This is a genomic window from Amycolatopsis sp. NBC_01286, from assembly GCF_035982555.1.
Classification (GTDB): Bacteria; Actinomycetota; Actinomycetes; order Mycobacteriales; family Pseudonocardiaceae; genus Amycolatopsis.
Window position 1 is genome coordinate 863,095 of sequence record NZ_CP108428.1, and the last position, 17,096, is coordinate 880,190.

Here is a 17,096-nt window from a genome sequence, read left to right on the forward strand (position 1 = left end):
ATGAAGTTCCTGATGTGGGTGTGCGTCGACCCCGAGCTCGTCGGCACCGCGGAAGAAGACCCGGGCGACTGGGTCGCCGAGGCCGGCGCGCGCCGGCTCGAAGGCAACCAGCTGCGGCCGGTCGGCGACGCGACGACGCTGTGGCCGCGCGACGGCGGCACGTTCGTCTCGGACGGCCCGTTCGCCGAGACGAAGGAGCAGATCGCCGGGTACGACATCCTCGAGTGCGCCGACCTGGCCGAGGCGATCGACGTCGCCGCGGCGCACCCGGTCGCGAAGTTCGGCGCGATCGAGCTGCGGCCCGTGTGGGAGTGACCGAGTCCGTCGCCACGGCGGTCGACGAGGCCTTCCGCACCGAGTGGGGCCGCGTCGTCGCCACCCTGATCCGGATCACCGGCGACTGGGACCTGGCCGAGGAGTGCGCCCAGGAGGCGTTCGCCAAGGCACTGGCCACCTGGCCCCGGGACGGCGTGCCGCGCCGTCCCGGGGCGTGGCTGACGACGGCCGCCCGCAACCGGGCCCTGGACAAGCTGCGGCGCGGCACCGCCGAGGCGAACCGGCTGCGCGAGCTGGCCGTCACCGCACCCGTCGACGACGCGCCACCGGAACCCGACGACGTCCCCGACGACCGGCTGCGGCTGATGTTCACCTGCTGCCACCCGGCGCTGCCGCTGGAAGCGCAGGTCGCGCTGACGCTGCGGACCCTCGCCGGCCTGACGACCCCGGAGATCGCCCGCGCGTTCCTGGTGCCCGAACCGGCGATGGCGCAGCGGATCGTGCGGGCGAAGCGGAAGATCCGCAACGCCCGGATCCCCTACCGCGTCCCGCCCGCCGAGCTGCTGCCCGAGCGGACGGCGGGTGTGCTCGGCGTGCTCTACCTGCTGTTCAACGAGGGCTACTCGGCCAGCGCGGGCGCCGACCTGGTCCGCCAGGCCCTGACGGCGGAGGCGATCCGGCTCGCGCGCGTCGTCCTCCGCCTGCTGCCGGACGCGCCGGAAGCCGGCGGGCTGCTGGCGTTGATGCTGTTCCACGACGCCCGCCGCGCGACCCGCACCGACGACGACGGCGACCTGATCACCCTCGCCGACCAGGACCGCACCCGCTGGGACCGCGCGCTGATCGACGAAGGCGTCGCCGTCCTGGACGAGGCGCTGGCGCTCGGCCGGCCGGGCCCGTACCAGCTGCAGGCGGCGATCGCGGCGTGCCACGCGACGGCGTCACGCGCGGCGGACACGGACTGGGCCCGGATCGCCCGGCTGTACGAGCTGGTGGCGAAGCTGAACCCGTCGCCGGTGGTCGAGCTGAACCGGGCGGTGGCGGTGGCCATGGCCGACGGGCCGTCCGCCGGCCTGACCCTGGTCGACGCGCTCGCGGACGGCGGGCAGCTGGCGGGTTACCACCTGCTCCCGGCCACGCGCGCGGACTTCCTGCGTCGCCTGGGCCGGGCCGGGGAAGCGGCCGAGGCGTACCGGGCGGCGCTGGAGCTGGCGCCGACCGACGCGGAGCGCCGTTACCTGGCCCGGCGAATCGGCGAATTGCAGTAACAAACCACCCGGCCGCGGAGACTCTGGCCGCGAATCGCGACGCGCGAAGAGGGTGGGGAACGATGAACGACTCCTGGAAGTACCGGCCGCCGCTGCTGTCTCCCAGGTTCGGCCACGAGGTGGCGCGCGCCGGCGACGACATCTTCGTCATCGGCGGCACCGACGGGAGCACCGGCCACAGCTCCGTGGAGACCCGCAAGGTGACGGGCCGCGGCGAGTGGCGCCACGTCAGCCCGCTGCCGGTCCCGCGCCGCGACCACGCCGTCGGGGTGGCCCGCGGCCGGGTCTACGTCGCCGGCGGCACCGTCGGCGACCGCCCCACCGACGCCGTCGACCGCTACGACCCGCAGCTCGACGAGTGGAGCCCGGCGCCGCCCCTGCCCGTGCCGCTCGCCGCGGCTTCGGCCGCCGGCCTCGGGGACCTGCTCTACGTCGCGGGTGGCAGCGCCGGGGACAGCGCCTCGGACGCGGTGCTCGTCTTCGACCCGGAGGAGAAGCGCTGGGACCCGGTGGCCCCGATGCGCACCCCCCGGACCCGGTTCCGGCTGCTCGCGACGGAAACCCACCTGTACGCCATCGGCGGGCTGGCCGGCGGGCCGCAGGACATGCTCGACTCGGTGGAGCGGTACTCGCCCCGGACGGACACCTGGGAAGCCGTGGCCCCGATGCACAAGCGGCGCGTGCTCCCCGGCGTCGCGCTGCTGGGCGACCGGATCGTGGTCGTCGGCAGCGAACCGGCGGCCGAGGACCCGATCGCGCGCGACCGCACGACCGAGGTCCTCGACCTGGGCACGGGAGCGTGGCACCTGCTCGCCACGCTCCTGCCCCACGGCCGGTCGTCGGTGGTCTGCACCGCCGGCGCACCGCACCGGGTCCTGGCGATCGGCGGCCGCGCGAACCCCTACGGCCAGCGGATCACGGTGCCCGGCGTGCTCTCGCTGAAGGTGCAGTGACTCAGCAGAACCAGCCGGACTGGACCCAGCCTCTCTTGTTGACGTTGCCCATGGCGTAACCCTCGGCCCAGTCGCCGCTGGGCGAGTACCGCGACAGCTCGAAGTGGTCGCCGCGGTAGAGCGTCCCGACGATGACGCCGGCGGGCTGCGTCCGGACGTACAGGTCGGTGGCGCAGATCTCGTGGACGGTCCCCGCCGAGGCGGCGGGGGCGAGGGTGATCGCCGCGGACACGGCGAGCGTCGCGGCCGCGAGACCGCCGGCGATGCGTGCTGTGGTCATGTCTTTCTCCCGTCAGTCCAGTGAAAAGCAGCTGCGGAGCAGGAAGCCCCACTTGCTCGCGCCGTGCCAGAAGACGTCGGCCGAGTTGTGGTCCGACGTGATGTACCGGACGCCGATGTAGTTGCCCTGCACGAGCGTGTCGATCGGGTCGGAGTGGCCCTGCCCGGAGGTGTAGTTGCCGAAGAGCGTGGCGGACGAGCACGTGATGTGGGCGGCGCGCGTCGGCACCCACGGGTCGCTGATGGTGCCGCTTCCACTTTGGACGGTCGTGGTCCCGGCTTCCGCGGGGGCGACGGCGAGGCCGCCCGCCGCCGCGGCCAGTGCGACCACCGCGCAGGCGCGTTTGACGCTGGTGAACGTCATCATCGGTCCTTTCCTCAGCGGTTTCTCCGCTGCTCGGAAAAGAACTACCGAGTAGGCCGTCCCGGCGGAAGCCCACGTCGTGACCGTGCGTGCACACTTCGGGTCTCACCGTGCAACCGCGCAGGTCAGCGCGGCCCGTCCGACGGCAGGTGCGGCCCGCCGGGCCCGGCACCGGCGGCCGGTCCGGCTCCGGCGGATGTGCCCCCGCCGGGGCGGGACGACATACTGGTGCCATGCCCCGTCCGAAGCACGTCCCCGCGAGCGATCTCCGGCTCCCGGACGCACTGGAGCCGGGGCGGCCGAAAGGCGACCAGCTCCGCGAGATCATCGAAGGCGTCGCGACGGAGGCGGGCCCCGGCAGGCTGATGCCGTCCGAGCGGTTCCTCGCCGAGCACTTCCAGGTCGCCCGCGGCACCGTCCGCCAGGAGATCAACCGCCTGGTCGCCGACGGCGTCCTCTACCGCCAGCACGGCACGGCGACCTTCACCGCCCAGCGCCAGGCCGCGCACATCGACATGCTGACGTCGTTCACCGAGGACATGAGCGCCCGGGGCGTCGTCCCGAAGACGAAGGTGCTGCACGCCGAGATCGAGAGCGCGGGCCCGCGCATCGCCGGCCGCCTGAACGTCCCCCCGGGCGCGCGGGTGTTCCGCCTGGAGCGGCTGCGTTACGTCGAGGACGAGCCGTTCGCGGTCGAGCGCACCAACCTGTCGGTCGACCGGTTCCCGGACATCGAGCTTTTCGACTGGGAGACGCAGTCCCTGCACCGCACGCTGGAGGAGCGCTGGGGCGTGCGGGCGGACTGGAACGACACGGCGATCTCCGCGGTCCTCCCGAACACCCACGACGCGGGCCTGCTGGGCATCGAGGCCACCCAGCCGTGCCTGATCATCGAAGGCACGCTCCACGACCAGAGCGGCGGCGTCATCGAGGCGGGCCGGTCGCTCTACCGCGCGGACCGCTACACGGTCTTCACCCAGGCTCGCCGCAGCGGTTAGGCGCTGTCCTGCAAGCGGTTGACCTGGGTATCCGGTAATCGTGTGCGATGGCCGGCCGAGGAGAACCGGCAGACCGGGCGCGGGCAGTGATCGAACCGCTGCCGCCGCCCGCGGCAAAGCGGTGGCCGAAGTCGGCGGGATCACCGTCAGGTGATCAACGCGATCCCGTGGAAACTCCGCACCAGTGCTCCGTGGCGTGACCTGCCAGAACGCCACAGCCATTGGAAAACCGCGCATGAACGACTGCGGTTGTGGACCAAGGACGGCACCTGGGATCGGATCCTTGACTACGTCATCGTCAAAAGACGACGCCGTCGGTGACCTCGAATGGGTCGTCTCGGTGGACTCGAGCGTGGTCAGGGCGCATCAGCACTCCGCCGGGGCCCGGAAAAGCAGCATCGCCCGGACCGGGCCAGGCCGGCCACGATGTCGGCCGGAGGCGGTGATCGCGGACAAGGCGTATTCGCATCCCTCGACACACGAGGCGATGCGCCGACGGCGGATCACCTTCGTCAGCCGAACGCGATGACCAGATCGCCTTCGATGCTGAGGTCTGCAAGCAGCCCGACGTCGTGGAGCGGTGCTTCAACCGGCTCGAACAGTTCCGTGACCCGGCTCCGATGACTTACAGGACAGTGGTTAGGCGTAGTGGCTCTTGAGCGCCTTCGCGCAGTGCGCCACCAGCACCTCCGCCGCGTCCGGGCCGAAGAGCGTCACGTACGACTCGTAGATCCCGTCGCGGTGCCCGTTCGCGTCCGGCAGGTACCCCAGGTAGCCGTCGGTGTAGCCGATCACCCGCGTGTGCCGGAACGGGCTGCCCTCGCGAATCCGCAACCCCAGTGACGCGAACAGCTCGAACGGCGTGTGCAGCCAGGCGATCTCCCCCACCGACACCACGCTGACCGGCACCTCGGCGCACCCCGTCGGCCGGTCGCTGGCCGCCATCACGGCGAGCATCGCGCAGCCCTCGTAGCGGGTCTGGGCGATCCGGACGGCCGGGTGGTCCGAGCCGTGGCGGGACAGTTCGCGCTGCCACTCGCCTTCGGCCGACTCGCGCAGCTCCAGACTGTCCTCAATGGACGGTACGTCGCGGTAGGGCAGGTACAGCGACGAGCGGGTCAGCCGGACCGGGCCGGTGGCCGGGGCCGACGACGTGGCCGCGAGCGTCCGGGCGATCGACGTCGCCAGGTGGCCGCCCAGCGTGCGGACCTCGTCGTGGTCGCGGCCGCGGCGGACGAAGCGGGAGCTGGCGTCGCCCGCCGCACCCTGGAGGAACGCCGCGACCGGGCGGCCCATCAACGCCGCCAGCTCGCGGCGGGTGGCGCCCGGCCAGTCCGCGGACCAGCGCAGGTTCTCCGGGCCCAGCACCGTGGGGTGGCTCGCGTAGTCGAACAGCAACGCGGCCGGGGTGTCGTCGTCGCGCCGCAGTTCGAGCACGCCGAACGACGTGTCGTGCGGGCCGTCGGGGTCGTAGCGGTTGCTGCCGACCGCTTCCGTCTCGCCCGCGTGCCACCGGGCCCGGACCCGTCTTCGGCAGGCGCGCAGCAGGGCCGCGGCGCCGGTGACCTTCTCCGTCATGCGCTCGACCAGGCCAGTGTCCCGCTGCCCCGGCAGCCCGGGGTGCAGCGGCCCTGTCCAGCCCTCGGGCCCGGAGTGCGTGTGCGACGCGCAGACGAGCACGCGCTCGGCGTCGATGCCGACCACGTCGGCGACGGCGTCGGCCAGGGTGCGGGTGAGCCCGGCGTCCACGGCCAGCGCGTCCAGCGCCACCCACAGCACGCCGGGGTCGTCGTCGGTGGACAGCCAGATCAGCGACGCCTCGAGGTCGTCGTGGGTGCCGGTCGCGACGCCGTTGCGAGCCAGGTAGCCGCCCAGCGGGTGCCCGGGTCCCGGGGTGATCCGCACGTCCTGCGCGGCGAGCAGGAGCGAGGCGGTCACCAGGTGGATTCCAGGACGTCGACGACGCCGTCCCGGCCGGCGGCGCGTGCCACCCCGGCCAGCTCGGTGACGTCGGCGGCGGGGTGCAGCAGGACCTCCAGCAGCATCGGCAGGTTCAGCCCGGACACCAGCTCGACGCGGGCCGGCCCCTGTGCGGAAAGGGTGCGGACGGCGTTGAACGGCGAGCCGCCGTGCAGGTCGGCGAGCACGAGCAGCTCGGTGGCGGCGCCGGCCAGCTCCCGCAGCCGGGCGCCGAAGTCCTCCGGGCGGTCGCTCGGGTTCAGCTCGCAGACCTTCAGCCGCGCCTGCGGGCCGAGGATCATCTCGGCCGCTTCGCCGACGCCCGAAGGCAAGCTGCCGTGCCCCGCGAGGATGATCGGGATCGACATGACGGGCTCCTAACTCTTCGCAGGCCCGGCGGGTGCGAACCAGCCGAGCCACCCCAGTGCGACGCCGACGACCATGACGACCGCGATGATCCAGATCGGCCGCATCCGGGCCTTCGCCGCGAGCAGGTACACCCCAGCCGTGACCAGTACCGGCAGCAGGAACGGCACCAGCTCGTCGAGCCGGTCCTGGATCGCCACCGCCTGCGTCACCGCCTGCCCCTGGACGGTGGTGGTCTGCCGGTAGGTCAGCGTGGTGACGACCTTGACGATCGACGGGATGAACCCGCCGAGCACCACGAACCCGAGCACCGTCGCACCCTGCGCGACGCGGGCCAGCGCGCCGGCCGCGAGGTGCCCGGCCAGCCGCTTCCCTTCACGGTACGCGAACCCGAACTGCCACCGCCGGATGAGCGCGTAGGGCACGAGCACCATGACGGCGGCGAACGCCGGGCCGAGCCAGTTGCCCTGCAGCGCCCACGACGCGCCCATCGTGAAGATGATGCTGTTGTACAGCGCGAAAACGAGGGTGTCGCCGATGCCGGCGAGCGGGCCCATCAACGCGACCTTGGTGCTGGCCGCGGAAGTCGGTGTGCCCGCTTCCTCCAGCGCGACGGCGGAGCCGAGGATCAGCGGCCCGCCGACGAGCACCGAGGTGTTGAAGAACTGCATGTGCCGCTGCAGCCCGGCGGCGTAGTCGGCTTTGTCCGGGTAGAGCCGGCGCAGCACCGGTTCCATCGAGTACGCGAAGCCGAGCGCCTGCATCCGCTCGTAGTTCCAGGAGATCTGGCTCGACCAGAAGTACCGGCGGTAGGCGCGGCGCAGGTCCTGCTTCGTCAGCCGGGGGTCCACAGTGGACTCTTCGTCGACGGCTTCCGAAGCGGTCTCCGGCACGGCCGCCGGCTCTTCGCGCTTGAACGTCACGAACAGCATGGCCACCGCGACGCCGACCAGCGCGACGCCCAGCACCGGCAGGTGCAGGTAGGCGAACGCGACGAAGCCGATGAGCAGCAGGTACCAGTACTTCCGCAGCTCCATCATGCCGAGCAGCAGCGCGAACCCGACCGCGGGCAGCAGCGAGCCGGCCAGCGTCATGCCGTTCACGAAGCCGGCGGGGATGCCCGCCGTGATGTCCTTGACCAGCCCGCCGGACGCGGCGAGCGCGGCGAGGAACGTCGGGATGGCCCGCACCGCCACCCACGGGATGAGACTGACCCAGTGGATCATCGCCATCCCGCGCGCGTTGCCGTCGGCGGCGTAGGCGTCGGCGCGGTGCACCAGCCCGGTGGTCACCATCTTGCCGACCGGGTCCAGCGCGGAGAGCAGGACCGCCGCCGGCAGCCCGACCCCGAGCCCGACCGCGACCTGCGCGGACGTGCCCCCGGCGGCGCCCGCGGCCAGCGCGGTGCCGACGATCGCGCCGGTCTGGTAGTCCGGGATCGTCGCGCCGCCGTAGGTGTAGACGCCGAGCGCGGCCAGCTCCAGCGTCGCGCCGATCAGCAGGCCGAGCAGCGGGTTGCCGGTGATCAGGCCGGCGACCGAACCGGCGATCAGCGGGCGCTGGGCGTAGATGAGGAACGGGCCGAGCCCGTCGTAGGTGCAGTAGACGGCCCAGACGGTCAAGGCCAGCGCGACGAGCATGCCGGGCTCACAGCCCCTTTCGATCGAGCAGCGCGACGAAGTCGGCGGGTTTGTCCTGGGGCATGAGCTGGGTGACGAGCGGGACGCCGGCCGCGGCCAGCTTCCGGTAGCCGGCGGCCTCGTCCGCGGTGACCGCGATCGAGCGGGTGACCATGGTGTAGCCGTCGCCGGGCCGGGGCGCGGCGTTGCCGACGTTGACGACCTCGGGCCGCAGCCCGCCCTCGACGAGGCGGAAGACGTCTTCGGGGTGCTTGGCGATGATCATCACGTCGGCGGCGGCGGGCGCGAGCAGCGTGTCGGCCACCGAGAGCACCTCGGTGGGCAGACCGCGCGCGGCCTGCGGGAGCAGCATCCGCTGCAGGTCGTCGGCGGCGACGTCGTCGTTGCAGACGAGCAGCCGGCGCACGCCGAGACGACGGGTCCAGGCGACGGTGACCTGCCCGTGGACCAGCCGGTTGTCGATGCGAACGTGCGCCCCCGCCATGTTTCTCCTCCCAGATGGCAGGAGACATCCTGGTTCGTCGCAGTAGTGAAGTCAATACTCCGGGTGACCGGCCGCGGGTGACCGGGAAGCGCGGGTGACCGAGAAAACAGCCTCGCGCGGGCCGACGGCAGGACCCCTCAGACCTCCCGTCGGCCCCGAGCGCGCGAAGCCCTCTTTACGTATCCCGGTGTGAAATCCCCGGACCCTCCCATAAAGGTATATACCAGTATGGACCGTCTAGATCGACTGTCAAGACCCGTACCGCTCAGCGGACCGGGCCCGCCGGGCCGGCCGTCGTCGATCGGTGACCGGTTCACCCCAAGCTGTCCGTTCTTGTCAGTGACAGCCATCGGGCCCGCTTCTATCATTCCGAGTGGTCTAGACCGCCTGCGTACTTCTCGTCCACTGCCGCATCGGGAAGGCGGAATCCTCGTGACCGCAAGAACCTGGCGCCTCGTCGCACTCAGCACCGCCCTCGTGTTCGCCACCGCGTTGCTGCCATCGGCCGGGGCCGCCGGCAACGATGGCACCGAACAGCTCCCCGATCACCTCCGGACGCCGGCGGCCACCGCCGCGGCGCCGCTGTCGACCGTCTGCGACGGCGACGGCACCAGCGGAAAGCGCGTTCAGGCGCTCTACGTCCGCGGAAATGGGCAGACCGACCGGTATTCGCAGTTCGCCGCTCGGTTCCAGACGTTCGCGAGCCAGATCGACGACGCCTTCGTCGAGGCCGCGGGCCGGCTCGGCGGCGGCGTCCGGCACCTGCGGTACGTCACCGACACGAGCTGCCGCGCCACCGTCGCGAACGTGACGATCGCGCAGGCCGACATGGCCACCGTCGACACGATCACCAACGCGATCAAGGCGCAGGGCTACAACCGCGCCGACCGCAAGTACATCGTCTGGTACGACAAGGACGGCTGCGGCCTGGCGTTCGGCAACGGCGGCAACGACAGCCCGGGCGCGAGCAACCCGTACAACGCCGGCCCGCACTACGCGACGGTCGGCACCGGCTGCTGGACGTGGCAGGCGACCGGCCACGAACTCCTGCACACGCTCGGCGCCGTCCAGGGCAGCGCGCCGCACGCGACGCCGTACGGCCATTGCTGGGACGACGAGGACATCATGTGTTACGACGACGGCGGCATCCCGAACCCGCCGGGCGGCCTGGTGAAGGTCTGCCCCGGCGCGCCGGAGAACCAGATCGACTGCGGCGGTGACGACTACTTCACCACCAACCCGCCGGCCGGCAGCTACCTGGCGACGCACTGGAACGTCGCGAACAGCGCGTACCTGATCACCACCGGCACCACCAGCCCGGCGGGCGCGATCACCGGGATCGGCGGCAAGTGCGTCGACGTCAGCGCGTCGAACACCGCCAACGGCACCGCGATCCAGCTGTGGACCTGCAACGGCACGGGCGCGCAGCGGTGGACGTCGCAGAGCGGGACGCTGCGGGCGCTCGGCAAGTGCCTGGACGTCGCGTCGAGCGGCACCGCGGACGGCACGCTCACGCAGCTCTGGGACTGCAACGGCACCGGGTCGCAGACGTGGCAGGCCCGCTCCGACGGCACGCTGCTGAACCCGCAGTCGGGCAAGTGCCTCGACGCGACGGGCGGCTCGTCGGCCGACGGCACCCGGCTGCAGATCCGGACCTGCGCGGCGACGGCGAACCAGCGGTGGCAGGTGCCGGCCTGATCTTTCCGTGATTTTCTCGCGAAGAGGTTCCCATTCGGACGGAAACTGGCAGAATGCGGATTGACCTGCCGGTTTCCGTCCTTACCGAGAACCCGCCGAGAAGTCGTCGGGAACTCGTCGAAATCCCGGCGGAAAGCGCGCAACCTGGCCGCGCCCTCGTCGTTAAGCGCAACGCCGGTCAGAACCCGCTCACGTGGGAGACCGACACGCTGCGAAGCCGGGCCGTTACGGCTTCGCTCAGGGAGGGAAAGCAATGCCGGCCGTTACCGCGAACATCGTCCCGCTCCGGCACGCGCGCCCGGGGGTCGTGGCGTACGTGAAGAGCCCGGACGAATGGTTCGTCGCCAACAGTGGCTGGATCCAGGGCAGCGAAGGCGTCGTGCTGATCGACACGTGCGGCACCGAGCAGGCCACTTTGGAACTGGTCCGCGACGTCCGCAAGTACGCGCCCGAAAGCGCGCAGCAACTCACCGTGGTCGTCACGCACGCGCACGGTGAGCACCACAACGGTGTCGGGGTCGCGCTGCGCGACGGCGGGACCGTGCTCGCCGCGCCCGCGAGCGTCGAGGTCGTCAAGGCCGGGCCGCAGACCTACGGCAACGTCTTCACCTGCACCCAGTGGGGCGTGCTGGAGCCGCCGGAGCCCGCCGCGGTCCACCCCGTCATGGGCTGGAAGCGGCTCGACCTCGGGGGCGCGGCCGCCGACGTCGTGGCCGTGCCGGGCACCGCGCACACCGCCGGTGACCTGGTGGTGCACGAACCGCGCTCGGGCACGCTGTTCACCGGCGACCTGGTGTTCATCGGCAGCACGCCGATGGCGGTGCACGGCTCGATCCCGGGCTGGCTCGACGCGCTCGACTGGCTGCAGGACACGTTCCGCCCGCGGACGCTCGTTCCCGGCCACGGACCGGTCGCGAACCCGGGCCACAGCGCCGTGCACGCGATGCGCGTCTACCTGGAGTGGCTCCTGGACGCGACCGCGCGCAGCCGCGACTTCTCGAAGCTGGCGACCCAGGCTTCGCTGCGCTGGCCGACGTGGACCAACCCGGAGCGCCACATCGGCAACCTGATGCGCGCGTACGCCGACCAGCACGGCCTCAAACTCGACGTGGACCTCGCGGTCGACGCGGTGATCGCCGCCGCGGGCGGCCGCATCGACCTGGACTACCTGCTGGGCGCCGAGCCGGTCCGCCGGATCTCCTAAGCGGGCCCGAGGCTCTCGAGGAGCTTCCGCAGCATCTCCGCCAGGTCCTCCCGCTCGTCGTCTTCGAGCACGGCGAGGACGCGGTGTTCGGTCGCGATGTGGTCCGGCAGCGCGCGATCGATCAGCTCACCGCCGGCGTCGGTCAGCTCGACCCGCACGCCGCGGCCGTCGGCCTCGTTGGGCGTGCGGCGGACCAGGCCCCGCGCCTCCAGCTTGTCGAGGCGCTGGGTGATCGCGCCGGAGGTGACCATCGCCGAGCGCATCAGCTCCGTCGGCGTCAGCCGGTACGGCGGCCCCGTGCGGCGCAGGGTCGCCAGGACGTCGAAGGTCGCGTGGTCCAGGCCGTGCCGGGCGAACGTCCGCCGCAGCTCGGCGTCGACCAGCACGCCCAGCCGTGACAGCCGGCCGATCACGGCCATCGGGGAGACGTCGAGGTCGGGACGTTCGGCGTGCCACTGCTCCAGCACCCGGTCCACGTGGTCGGCCATCGGCCCAGCGTAACCGATGTCTTAGCGGTAAGTGAGCGGTAGCGATTTACCTTAGCGCTGAGCTATATTGCCTTAGTGCTCAACAATCGACTCCTGGTGGTCACCGCCCTCGCCCCGGTCATCTGGGGTTCCACCTACCTGGTCACGACCGAGCTGCTGCCACCCGGCCGGCCGCTGCTGGCCGCCGTCGTCCGGGCGCTGCCCGCCGGTCTCCTGCTGGTCGCGCTCACCCGGCAGCTGCCGCGCGGCAGCTGGTGGTGGCGCTCACTGGTGCTCGGCACCCTGAACATCGGCGCGTTCTTCGCGCTGCTGTTCGTCGCCGCCTACCGGCTGCCCGGCGGCGTCGCCGCAACCCTCGGCGCCCTGCAGCCGCTGCTCGTCGCGGGCCTGTCCACCGGCCTGCTCGGCGAACGGCCGACCCGGCGCACCCTGCTCGCCGGCGTCGCGGGCGTCGCCGGCGTCAGCCTGCTCGTGCTGCGATCGGACGCCCGGCTCGACGCGCTCGGCGTCGCCGCGGCGGTCGGCGGCGCGGTCGTGATGGCCACCGGCGTCGTGCTGAGCAAGCGCTGGACGTCGCCCGCTCCCCTGCTGGCGACCACGGGCTGGCAGCTCGTCGCGGGCGGGCTGGTGCTCGTGCCGCTCGCGCTCGCCGTCGAAGGGCCGCCGCCGTCGACGCTGTCCGCGGCGAACTACGCGGGTTACGGCTACCTCACGCTGATCGGCGCCGCGCTGGCGTACACGCTGTGGTTCCGCGGGATCCGCGCGTTGTCGCCGACGCACGTGACGTTCCTCGGGCTGCTCAGCCCGGTGGTCGCGACCCTGCTCGACTGGCTCGTGCTCGGCCAGCGCCTCGGCGGGTGGCAGCTGCTCGGCGGCGCGGTCGTGCTCGCCGCCGTCGTGACCGCTCAGCGACGGACGCTGGGCCGGACGGCTGCTAATAATTATCAGCCTTTGACAACGTCTCCGCGTGCCACCGACTCTGAAGTGGTCTGAACAACTCGTGATCACCGGCCTCGACGAGGAGGCGCCCCGTGCGTCCGAGATCCCCCTTCCGACGGCGGTTTTCCGCTCTGGCCGCGACGCTCGCCGTCGCCGCCGGGCTCACGACCGCCGTCGCCCCGGCCGCCGACGCGGTCCCGGCCACCATCCCGTTGAAGATCACCAACAACTCCGGTCGCGGTGATCAGGTCTACATCTACGACCTGGGCACGAACCTGGCCACCGGACAGCAGGGCTGGGCCGACGCCAACGGCACGTTCCACGCCTGGCCGGCCGGCGGCAACCCGCCCACCCCGGCGCCCGACGCGTCGATCCCCGGGCCCGCGAACGGCGGCTCGAGCACCATCCGGATGCCGAAGTTCTCCGGCCGGATCTACTTCTCCTACGGGCAGAAGCTGGTGTTCAAGCTGACGACCGGCGGCCTGGTGCAGCCCGCGGTGCAGAACCCCTCCGACCCGAACGTCAACATCCTGTTCAACTGGTCGGAGTACACGCTCAACGACGCCGGCCTCTGGATCAACAGCACCCAGGTGGACATGTTCTCCGCGCCGTACGCGGTCGGCGTGCAGCCGACCGGCGGCACGACGAAGACCACCGGGCACCTGAAAGCGGGCGGCTACAACGGTTTCTACACCGCACTGCGCGGCCAGCCCGGCGGCTGGGCGAACCTGATCCGGACCCGCTCGGACGGCACGGTGCTGCGCGCGCTGGCGCCGAGCCACGGCATCGAGGCCGGCGCGCTGCCCGCGACCGTGCTGCAGGACTACATCAACCGCGTCTGGACGAAGTACAGCTCATCGGCGCTGACGGTGACGCCGGTCGCGGACCAGCCGAGCGTGAAGTACACCGGCCGCGTCTCGGGCAACGTCATGAACTTCACGAACACCTCGGGCGGGTTCGTGACGGCGTTCCAGAAGCCCGACTCCGACAGCATTTTCGGCTGCTACAAGAACCTCGACGCCCCCAACGACGTCCGCGGCCAGATCTCGCGCACGCTCTGCGCGGGCTTCAACCGCTCGACGCTGCTGACGAACGCCAACCAGCCGGACACCAGCTCGGCGGGCTTCTACCTGGACAGCGTCACGAACCACTACGCGCGCAAGATCCACGCGCAGATGGCGGACGGCAAGGCGTACGCGTTCGCCTTCGACGACGTCGGCAACTACGAGTCCCTGGTCAACGACGGCAACCCGGCGACGGCCTACCTCACGCTGGACCCCTTCAACTGAGGACACCACGGCCCTCGTGAGTGGTTAGGGCGGTTAGAACCGCCCTAACCACTCACGACAAGCCGCGGCAGGACCTCAAGCCCCGACGTAAACCGCCAGGTGCTCGCCGGTCAGCGTCGACCGGGCCTCCACCAGCTCCCGCGGTGTGCCCTCGAAGACGACCGTGCCACCGTCGTGGCCGGCGCCGGGGCCGAGGTCGATCAGCCAGTCCGCGTGGGCCATCACGGCCTGGTGGTGCTCGATCACGATCACCGACTTGCCCGAGTCCACCAGCCGGTCGAGCAGCCCGAGCAGGTTCTCGACGTCGGCCAGGTGCAGGCCGGTGGTCGGCTCGTCCAGGACGTAGACGTCACCCGCCGAACCCAGGTGCGTGGCCAGCTTGATCCGCTGCCGCTCACCGCCGGACAACGTCGTGAGCGGCTGGCCCAGGGTCAGGTAACCGAGGCCGACGTCGCCGAGCCGCTCGAGGATCTTGTGCGCCGCGGGCAGCTTGCCGCTGAAGAACTCCGTCGCCGCGGCCACCGACATCGACAGGACCTCGCTGATGTCCTGGCCGCCGAACTTGTAGTCCAGCACCTCGGCCTGGAACCGCTTGCCCTCGCACACTTCGCACGGCGTCGCGACGCCGGCCATCATGCCCAGGTCGCTGTAGATCACGCCGGCGCCGTTGCAGTTCGGGCAGGCGCCTTCGGAGTTGGCGCTGAACAACGCCGGCTTGACGCCGTTCTCCTTCGCGAAAGCCTTGCGGATCGGCTCGAGCAGCCCGGTGTAGGTCGCCGGGTTGCTGCGCCGCGAGCCGCGGATCGCGCCCTGGTCGATCGAGACGACGCCCTCGGCGCCCGCGACCGAACCGTGGATCAGCGACGACTTCCCGGACCCCGCCACGCCGGTGATGACGGCGAGCACGCCGAGCGGGATGTCGACGTCGACGTCACGCAGGTTGTGCGTCGACGCGCCCCGGACCTCCAGCGCCCCTTCGGGCTTCCGCACTTCGTCCTTGAGCTTGGCCCGGTCGTCGAGGTGACGGCCGGTCATCGTGTCGCTCTTCCGCAGTCCCGCGACGGTGCCCTCGAAGACGACCTCGCCGCCTTCCGAACCGGCCTTGGGCCCGAGGTCGACGACGTGGTCGGCGATCGCGATCGCCTCCGGCTTGTGCTCCACGACGAGCACCGTGTTGCCCTTGTTCCGCAGCTGCAGCAGCAGTTCGTTCATCCGCTGGATGTCGTGCGGGTGCAGCCCGATCGTCGGCTCGTCGAAGACGTAGGTGACGTCGGTGAGCGACGACCCGAGGTGCCGGATCATCTTGGTCCGCTGCGCCTCACCGCCCGAGAGCGTGCCAGACGGCCGATCCAGCGAGAGGTAACCGAGGCCGATCTCGACGAACGAGTCGAGCGTGTGGCCCAGCGCCTCCAGCAGCGGCGCCACCGACGGCGCCTTCAGGCCGCGGACCCAGCCGGCGAGGTCGCTGATCTGCATCGCGCACGCGTCCGCGATGTTCACCTTCCCGATCTTCGACGACCGGGCCTCCGGGCTCAGCCGCGTGCCGTCGCACTCCGGGCAGGTGGTGAACGTGACCGCCCGCTCCACGAACGCGCGGATGTGCGGCTGCATCGCGTCGACGTCCTTGGCGAGCATCGACTTCTGGATCGACGGCACCAGGCCCGTGTACGTCAGGTTGATGCCCTCGACCTTGATCTTGGTCGGCTCCTTGTAGAGCAGGTCGTCGAGCTGGCGCTTGGTGAACTTCTTGATCGGCTTGTCCGCGTCGAAGAAGCCGCAGCCGCGGAAGATGCGGCCGTGCCAGCCCTCCATGCTGTAGCCGGGGATGGTGATCGCGCCCTCGTTGATCGACTTCGTCTCGTCGTAGAGCTGGGTGAGGTCCATGTCGTTGACCGCGCCCCGGCCTTCGCAGCGCGGGCACATGCCGCCGAGGACGCTGAAGCTGCGACGCTCCTTCGTGGTGCGGCCGCCCTTCTCGAGGGTGACCGCACCGGCGCCGCTGATCGACGCGACGTTGAAGGAGAACGCCTGGGGCGAGCCGATGTACGGCTTCCCGAGCCGGCTGAACAGGATCCGCAGCATCGCGTTGGCGTCGGTCGCCGTGCCGACCGTGGAGCGCGGGTCGCTGCCCATCCGTTCCTGGTCGACGATGATCGCCGTCGTCAGCCCGTCGAGGACGTCGACGTCGGGGCGCGCCAGCGTCGGCATGAACCCCTGCACGAACGCGCTGTAGGTCTCGTTGATCAGCCGCTGCGACTCCGCGGCGATCGTGCCGAACACCAGCGAGCTCTTGCCCGAACCGGAGACCCCGGTGAACACGGTCAGCCGGCGCTTCGGCAGCTCGACCGTGACGTCCTTGAGGTTGTTGACGCGCGCGCCGTGCACCCGGATCAGGTCGTGGCTGTCGGCTTCGTGGCTGGCCTTGCTCATCGTGTCTCCATCTTGTCCGGGCGGGCCTGAGAGCGATCCAACCAGGTCAGCTGTCCTGCAGCACACCCAGAACGTTGCCGTCGGCGTCGGTGAAGGTGGCCACCAGCCGGCCGCCGCCGACGTCCTTCGGGGCGTCCTTCACGGTGCCGCCGGCCGCGGTGACCTCGGCGAGCTTCGCCTCGATGTCGTCGACGTGCCAGTAGCTCACCGGGCCGGTGCCCGGTGCGGCGCCACCCGGCACCAGCCCGATGTGCTGGCCCTGGACGTCGTAGCCGACGTAGTAGGCCGAGTCGGCGGTCGGCTCGGCGCCGAGCAGCGCGGTGTAGACGGCCTTGGCCTTCTCCAGGTCGGAGACGGGGTGCAGCACGGTCTTGATCCCCTGGGTGCTCATGGTCACTCCTCGTTGTCGTCTTCTGTGCCACCGACGCTACGACCGGGGCGATGACCTGCGCTTCTCGATT

At 71.2% G+C, this 17,096-nt stretch carries 17 protein-coding genes and 1 pseudogene; 9 read left to right on the plus strand and 9 right to left on the minus strand.

Going from position 1 to position 17,096, the window contains the following annotated elements; all coding sequences use genetic code 11:
- The 3 genes from OG570_RS04020 (at window position 1) to OG570_RS04030 (ending at window position 2,497) form a co-directional block, all read left to right on the plus strand.
- A complete protein-coding gene (locus tag OG570_RS04020) occupies window positions 1-315 on the plus strand; it encodes a YciI family protein (protein ID WP_326946584.1) in 315 nt (104 codons plus the stop codon).
- The gene (locus tag OG570_RS04025; protein WP_326955641.1) at window positions 312-1,544 is read left to right on the plus strand and encodes an RNA polymerase sigma factor; all 1,233 of its coding nucleotides are present in this window, start codon (window positions 312-314) and stop codon (window positions 1,542-1,544) included. Before OG570_RS04020 ends, OG570_RS04025 begins: the two co-directional genes overlap by 4 nt.
- Before the next feature lie 62 nt (window positions 1,545-1,606).
- Complete coding sequence (locus tag OG570_RS04030; RefSeq protein ID WP_326955642.1) at window positions 1,607-2,497, plus strand: Kelch repeat-containing protein; 891 nt, start codon at window positions 1,607-1,609, stop codon at window positions 2,495-2,497.
- A gap of 1 nt (window position 2,498) precedes the next feature.
- Here OG570_RS04030 and OG570_RS04035 read toward each other — a convergent pair whose 3' ends face one another.
- Both OG570_RS04035 and OG570_RS04040 read right to left on the minus strand, forming a co-directional pair.
- A complete protein-coding gene (locus tag OG570_RS04035) occupies window positions 2,499-2,777 on the minus strand; it encodes a hypothetical protein (protein WP_247061473.1) in 279 nt (92 codons plus the stop codon).
- Between the two features lie 12 nt (window positions 2,778-2,789).
- Window positions 2,790-3,140 carry a hypothetical protein gene (locus OG570_RS04040; RefSeq protein WP_247061472.1) on the minus strand — a complete coding sequence of 117 codons (351 nt, stop codon included), beginning with the start codon at window positions 3,138-3,140 and terminating at the stop codon, window positions 2,790-2,792.
- Window positions 3,141-3,373: 233 nt separating this feature from the next.
- Between OG570_RS04040 and OG570_RS04045 the strand changes: the two genes are divergently transcribed.
- Together OG570_RS04045 and OG570_RS48240 are read left to right on the plus strand one after the other, a co-directional pair.
- Window positions 3,374-4,138 carry a GntR family transcriptional regulator gene (locus tag OG570_RS04045; RefSeq protein WP_326946581.1) on the plus strand — a complete coding sequence of 255 codons (765 nt, stop codon included), beginning with the start codon at window positions 3,374-3,376 and terminating at the stop codon, window positions 4,136-4,138.
- Window positions 4,139-4,185: 47 nt separating this feature from the next.
- A pseudogene (locus OG570_RS48240) lies at window positions 4,186-4,604 on the plus strand (transposase); the annotation flags it as partial.
- A 173-nt stretch (window positions 4,605-4,777) separates the two neighbouring features.
- Here the strand turns inward: OG570_RS48240 and OG570_RS04050 are convergent.
- Genes OG570_RS04050 through OG570_RS04065 form a run of 4 tightly spaced genes read right to left on the minus strand, consistent with a single transcriptional unit; the run spans window position 4,778 to window position 8,587 of the window.
- Entirely contained in the window at window positions 4,778-6,076 is a 1,299-nt protein-coding gene (locus OG570_RS04050; RefSeq protein ID WP_326946579.1) for a hypothetical protein, read from the minus strand.
- A complete protein-coding gene (locus tag OG570_RS04055) occupies window positions 6,073-6,465 on the minus strand; it encodes a PTS sugar transporter subunit IIA (RefSeq protein ID WP_326955643.1) in 393 nt (130 codons plus the stop codon). Before OG570_RS04055 ends, OG570_RS04050 begins: the two co-directional genes overlap by 4 nt.
- Before the next feature lie 9 nt (window positions 6,466-6,474).
- The gene (locus OG570_RS04060; protein ID WP_326955644.1) at window positions 6,475-8,103 is read right to left on the minus strand and encodes a PTS system mannose/fructose/sorbose family transporter subunit IID; all 1,629 of its coding nucleotides are present in this window, start codon (window positions 8,101-8,103) and stop codon (window positions 6,475-6,477) included.
- A gap of 7 nt (window positions 8,104-8,110) precedes the next feature.
- Complete coding sequence (locus OG570_RS04065) at window positions 8,111-8,587, minus strand: PTS system mannose/fructose/N-acetylgalactosamine-transporter subunit IIB (protein WP_326955645.1); 477 nt, start codon at window positions 8,585-8,587, stop codon at window positions 8,111-8,113.
- Between the two features lie 432 nt (window positions 8,588-9,019).
- Here OG570_RS04065 and OG570_RS04070 point away from each other — a divergent pair, with 432 nt between their 5' ends.
- Both OG570_RS04070 and OG570_RS04075 read left to right on the plus strand, forming a co-directional pair.
- Entirely contained in the window at window positions 9,020-10,285 is a 1,266-nt protein-coding gene (locus tag OG570_RS04070) for a ricin-type beta-trefoil lectin domain protein (RefSeq protein ID WP_326955646.1), read from the plus strand.
- 253 nt (window positions 10,286-10,538) lie between these two features.
- On the plus strand, window positions 10,539-11,489 hold the full coding sequence (locus OG570_RS04075) for an MBL fold metallo-hydrolase (RefSeq protein ID WP_326955647.1): 951 nt from the start codon (window positions 10,539-10,541) through the stop codon (window positions 11,487-11,489).
- Here OG570_RS04075 and OG570_RS04080 read toward each other — a convergent pair.
- Window positions 11,486-11,977 carry a MarR family winged helix-turn-helix transcriptional regulator gene (locus OG570_RS04080; protein ID WP_326955648.1) on the minus strand — a complete coding sequence of 164 codons (492 nt, stop codon included), beginning with the start codon at window positions 11,975-11,977 and terminating at the stop codon, window positions 11,486-11,488. The genes OG570_RS04075 and OG570_RS04080 overlap by 4 nt on opposite strands.
- A 75-nt stretch (window positions 11,978-12,052) precedes the next feature.
- Here OG570_RS04080 and OG570_RS04085 point away from each other — a divergent pair, with 75 nt between their 5' ends.
- Both OG570_RS04085 and OG570_RS04090 read left to right on the plus strand, forming a co-directional pair.
- Window positions 12,053-12,970, plus strand: coding sequence for an EamA family transporter (locus OG570_RS04085; RefSeq protein ID WP_326955649.1), 918 nt, complete (start codon window positions 12,053-12,055; stop codon window positions 12,968-12,970).
- 38 nt (window positions 12,971-13,008) lie between these two features.
- On the plus strand, window positions 13,009-14,205 hold the full coding sequence (locus OG570_RS04090) for a glycoside hydrolase family 64 protein (protein WP_326955650.1): 1,197 nt from the start codon (window positions 13,009-13,011) through the stop codon (window positions 14,203-14,205).
- Window positions 14,206-14,280: 75 nt separating this feature from the next.
- Here the strand turns inward: OG570_RS04090 and OG570_RS04095 are convergent, their stop codons facing one another.
- Together OG570_RS04095 and OG570_RS04100 are read right to left on the minus strand one after the other, a co-directional pair.
- The gene (locus OG570_RS04095) at window positions 14,281-16,635 is read right to left on the minus strand and encodes an excinuclease ABC subunit UvrA (RefSeq protein WP_326955651.1); all 2,355 of its coding nucleotides are present in this window, start codon (window positions 16,633-16,635) and stop codon (window positions 14,281-14,283) included.
- A gap of 46 nt (window positions 16,636-16,681) precedes the next feature.
- Window positions 16,682-17,026 (minus strand): VOC family protein, encoded by a 345-nt coding sequence (locus OG570_RS04100; RefSeq protein ID WP_326955652.1) that lies wholly within the window; start codon window positions 17,024-17,026, stop codon window positions 16,682-16,684.
- Window positions 17,027-17,096: the final 70 nt, after the last annotated feature.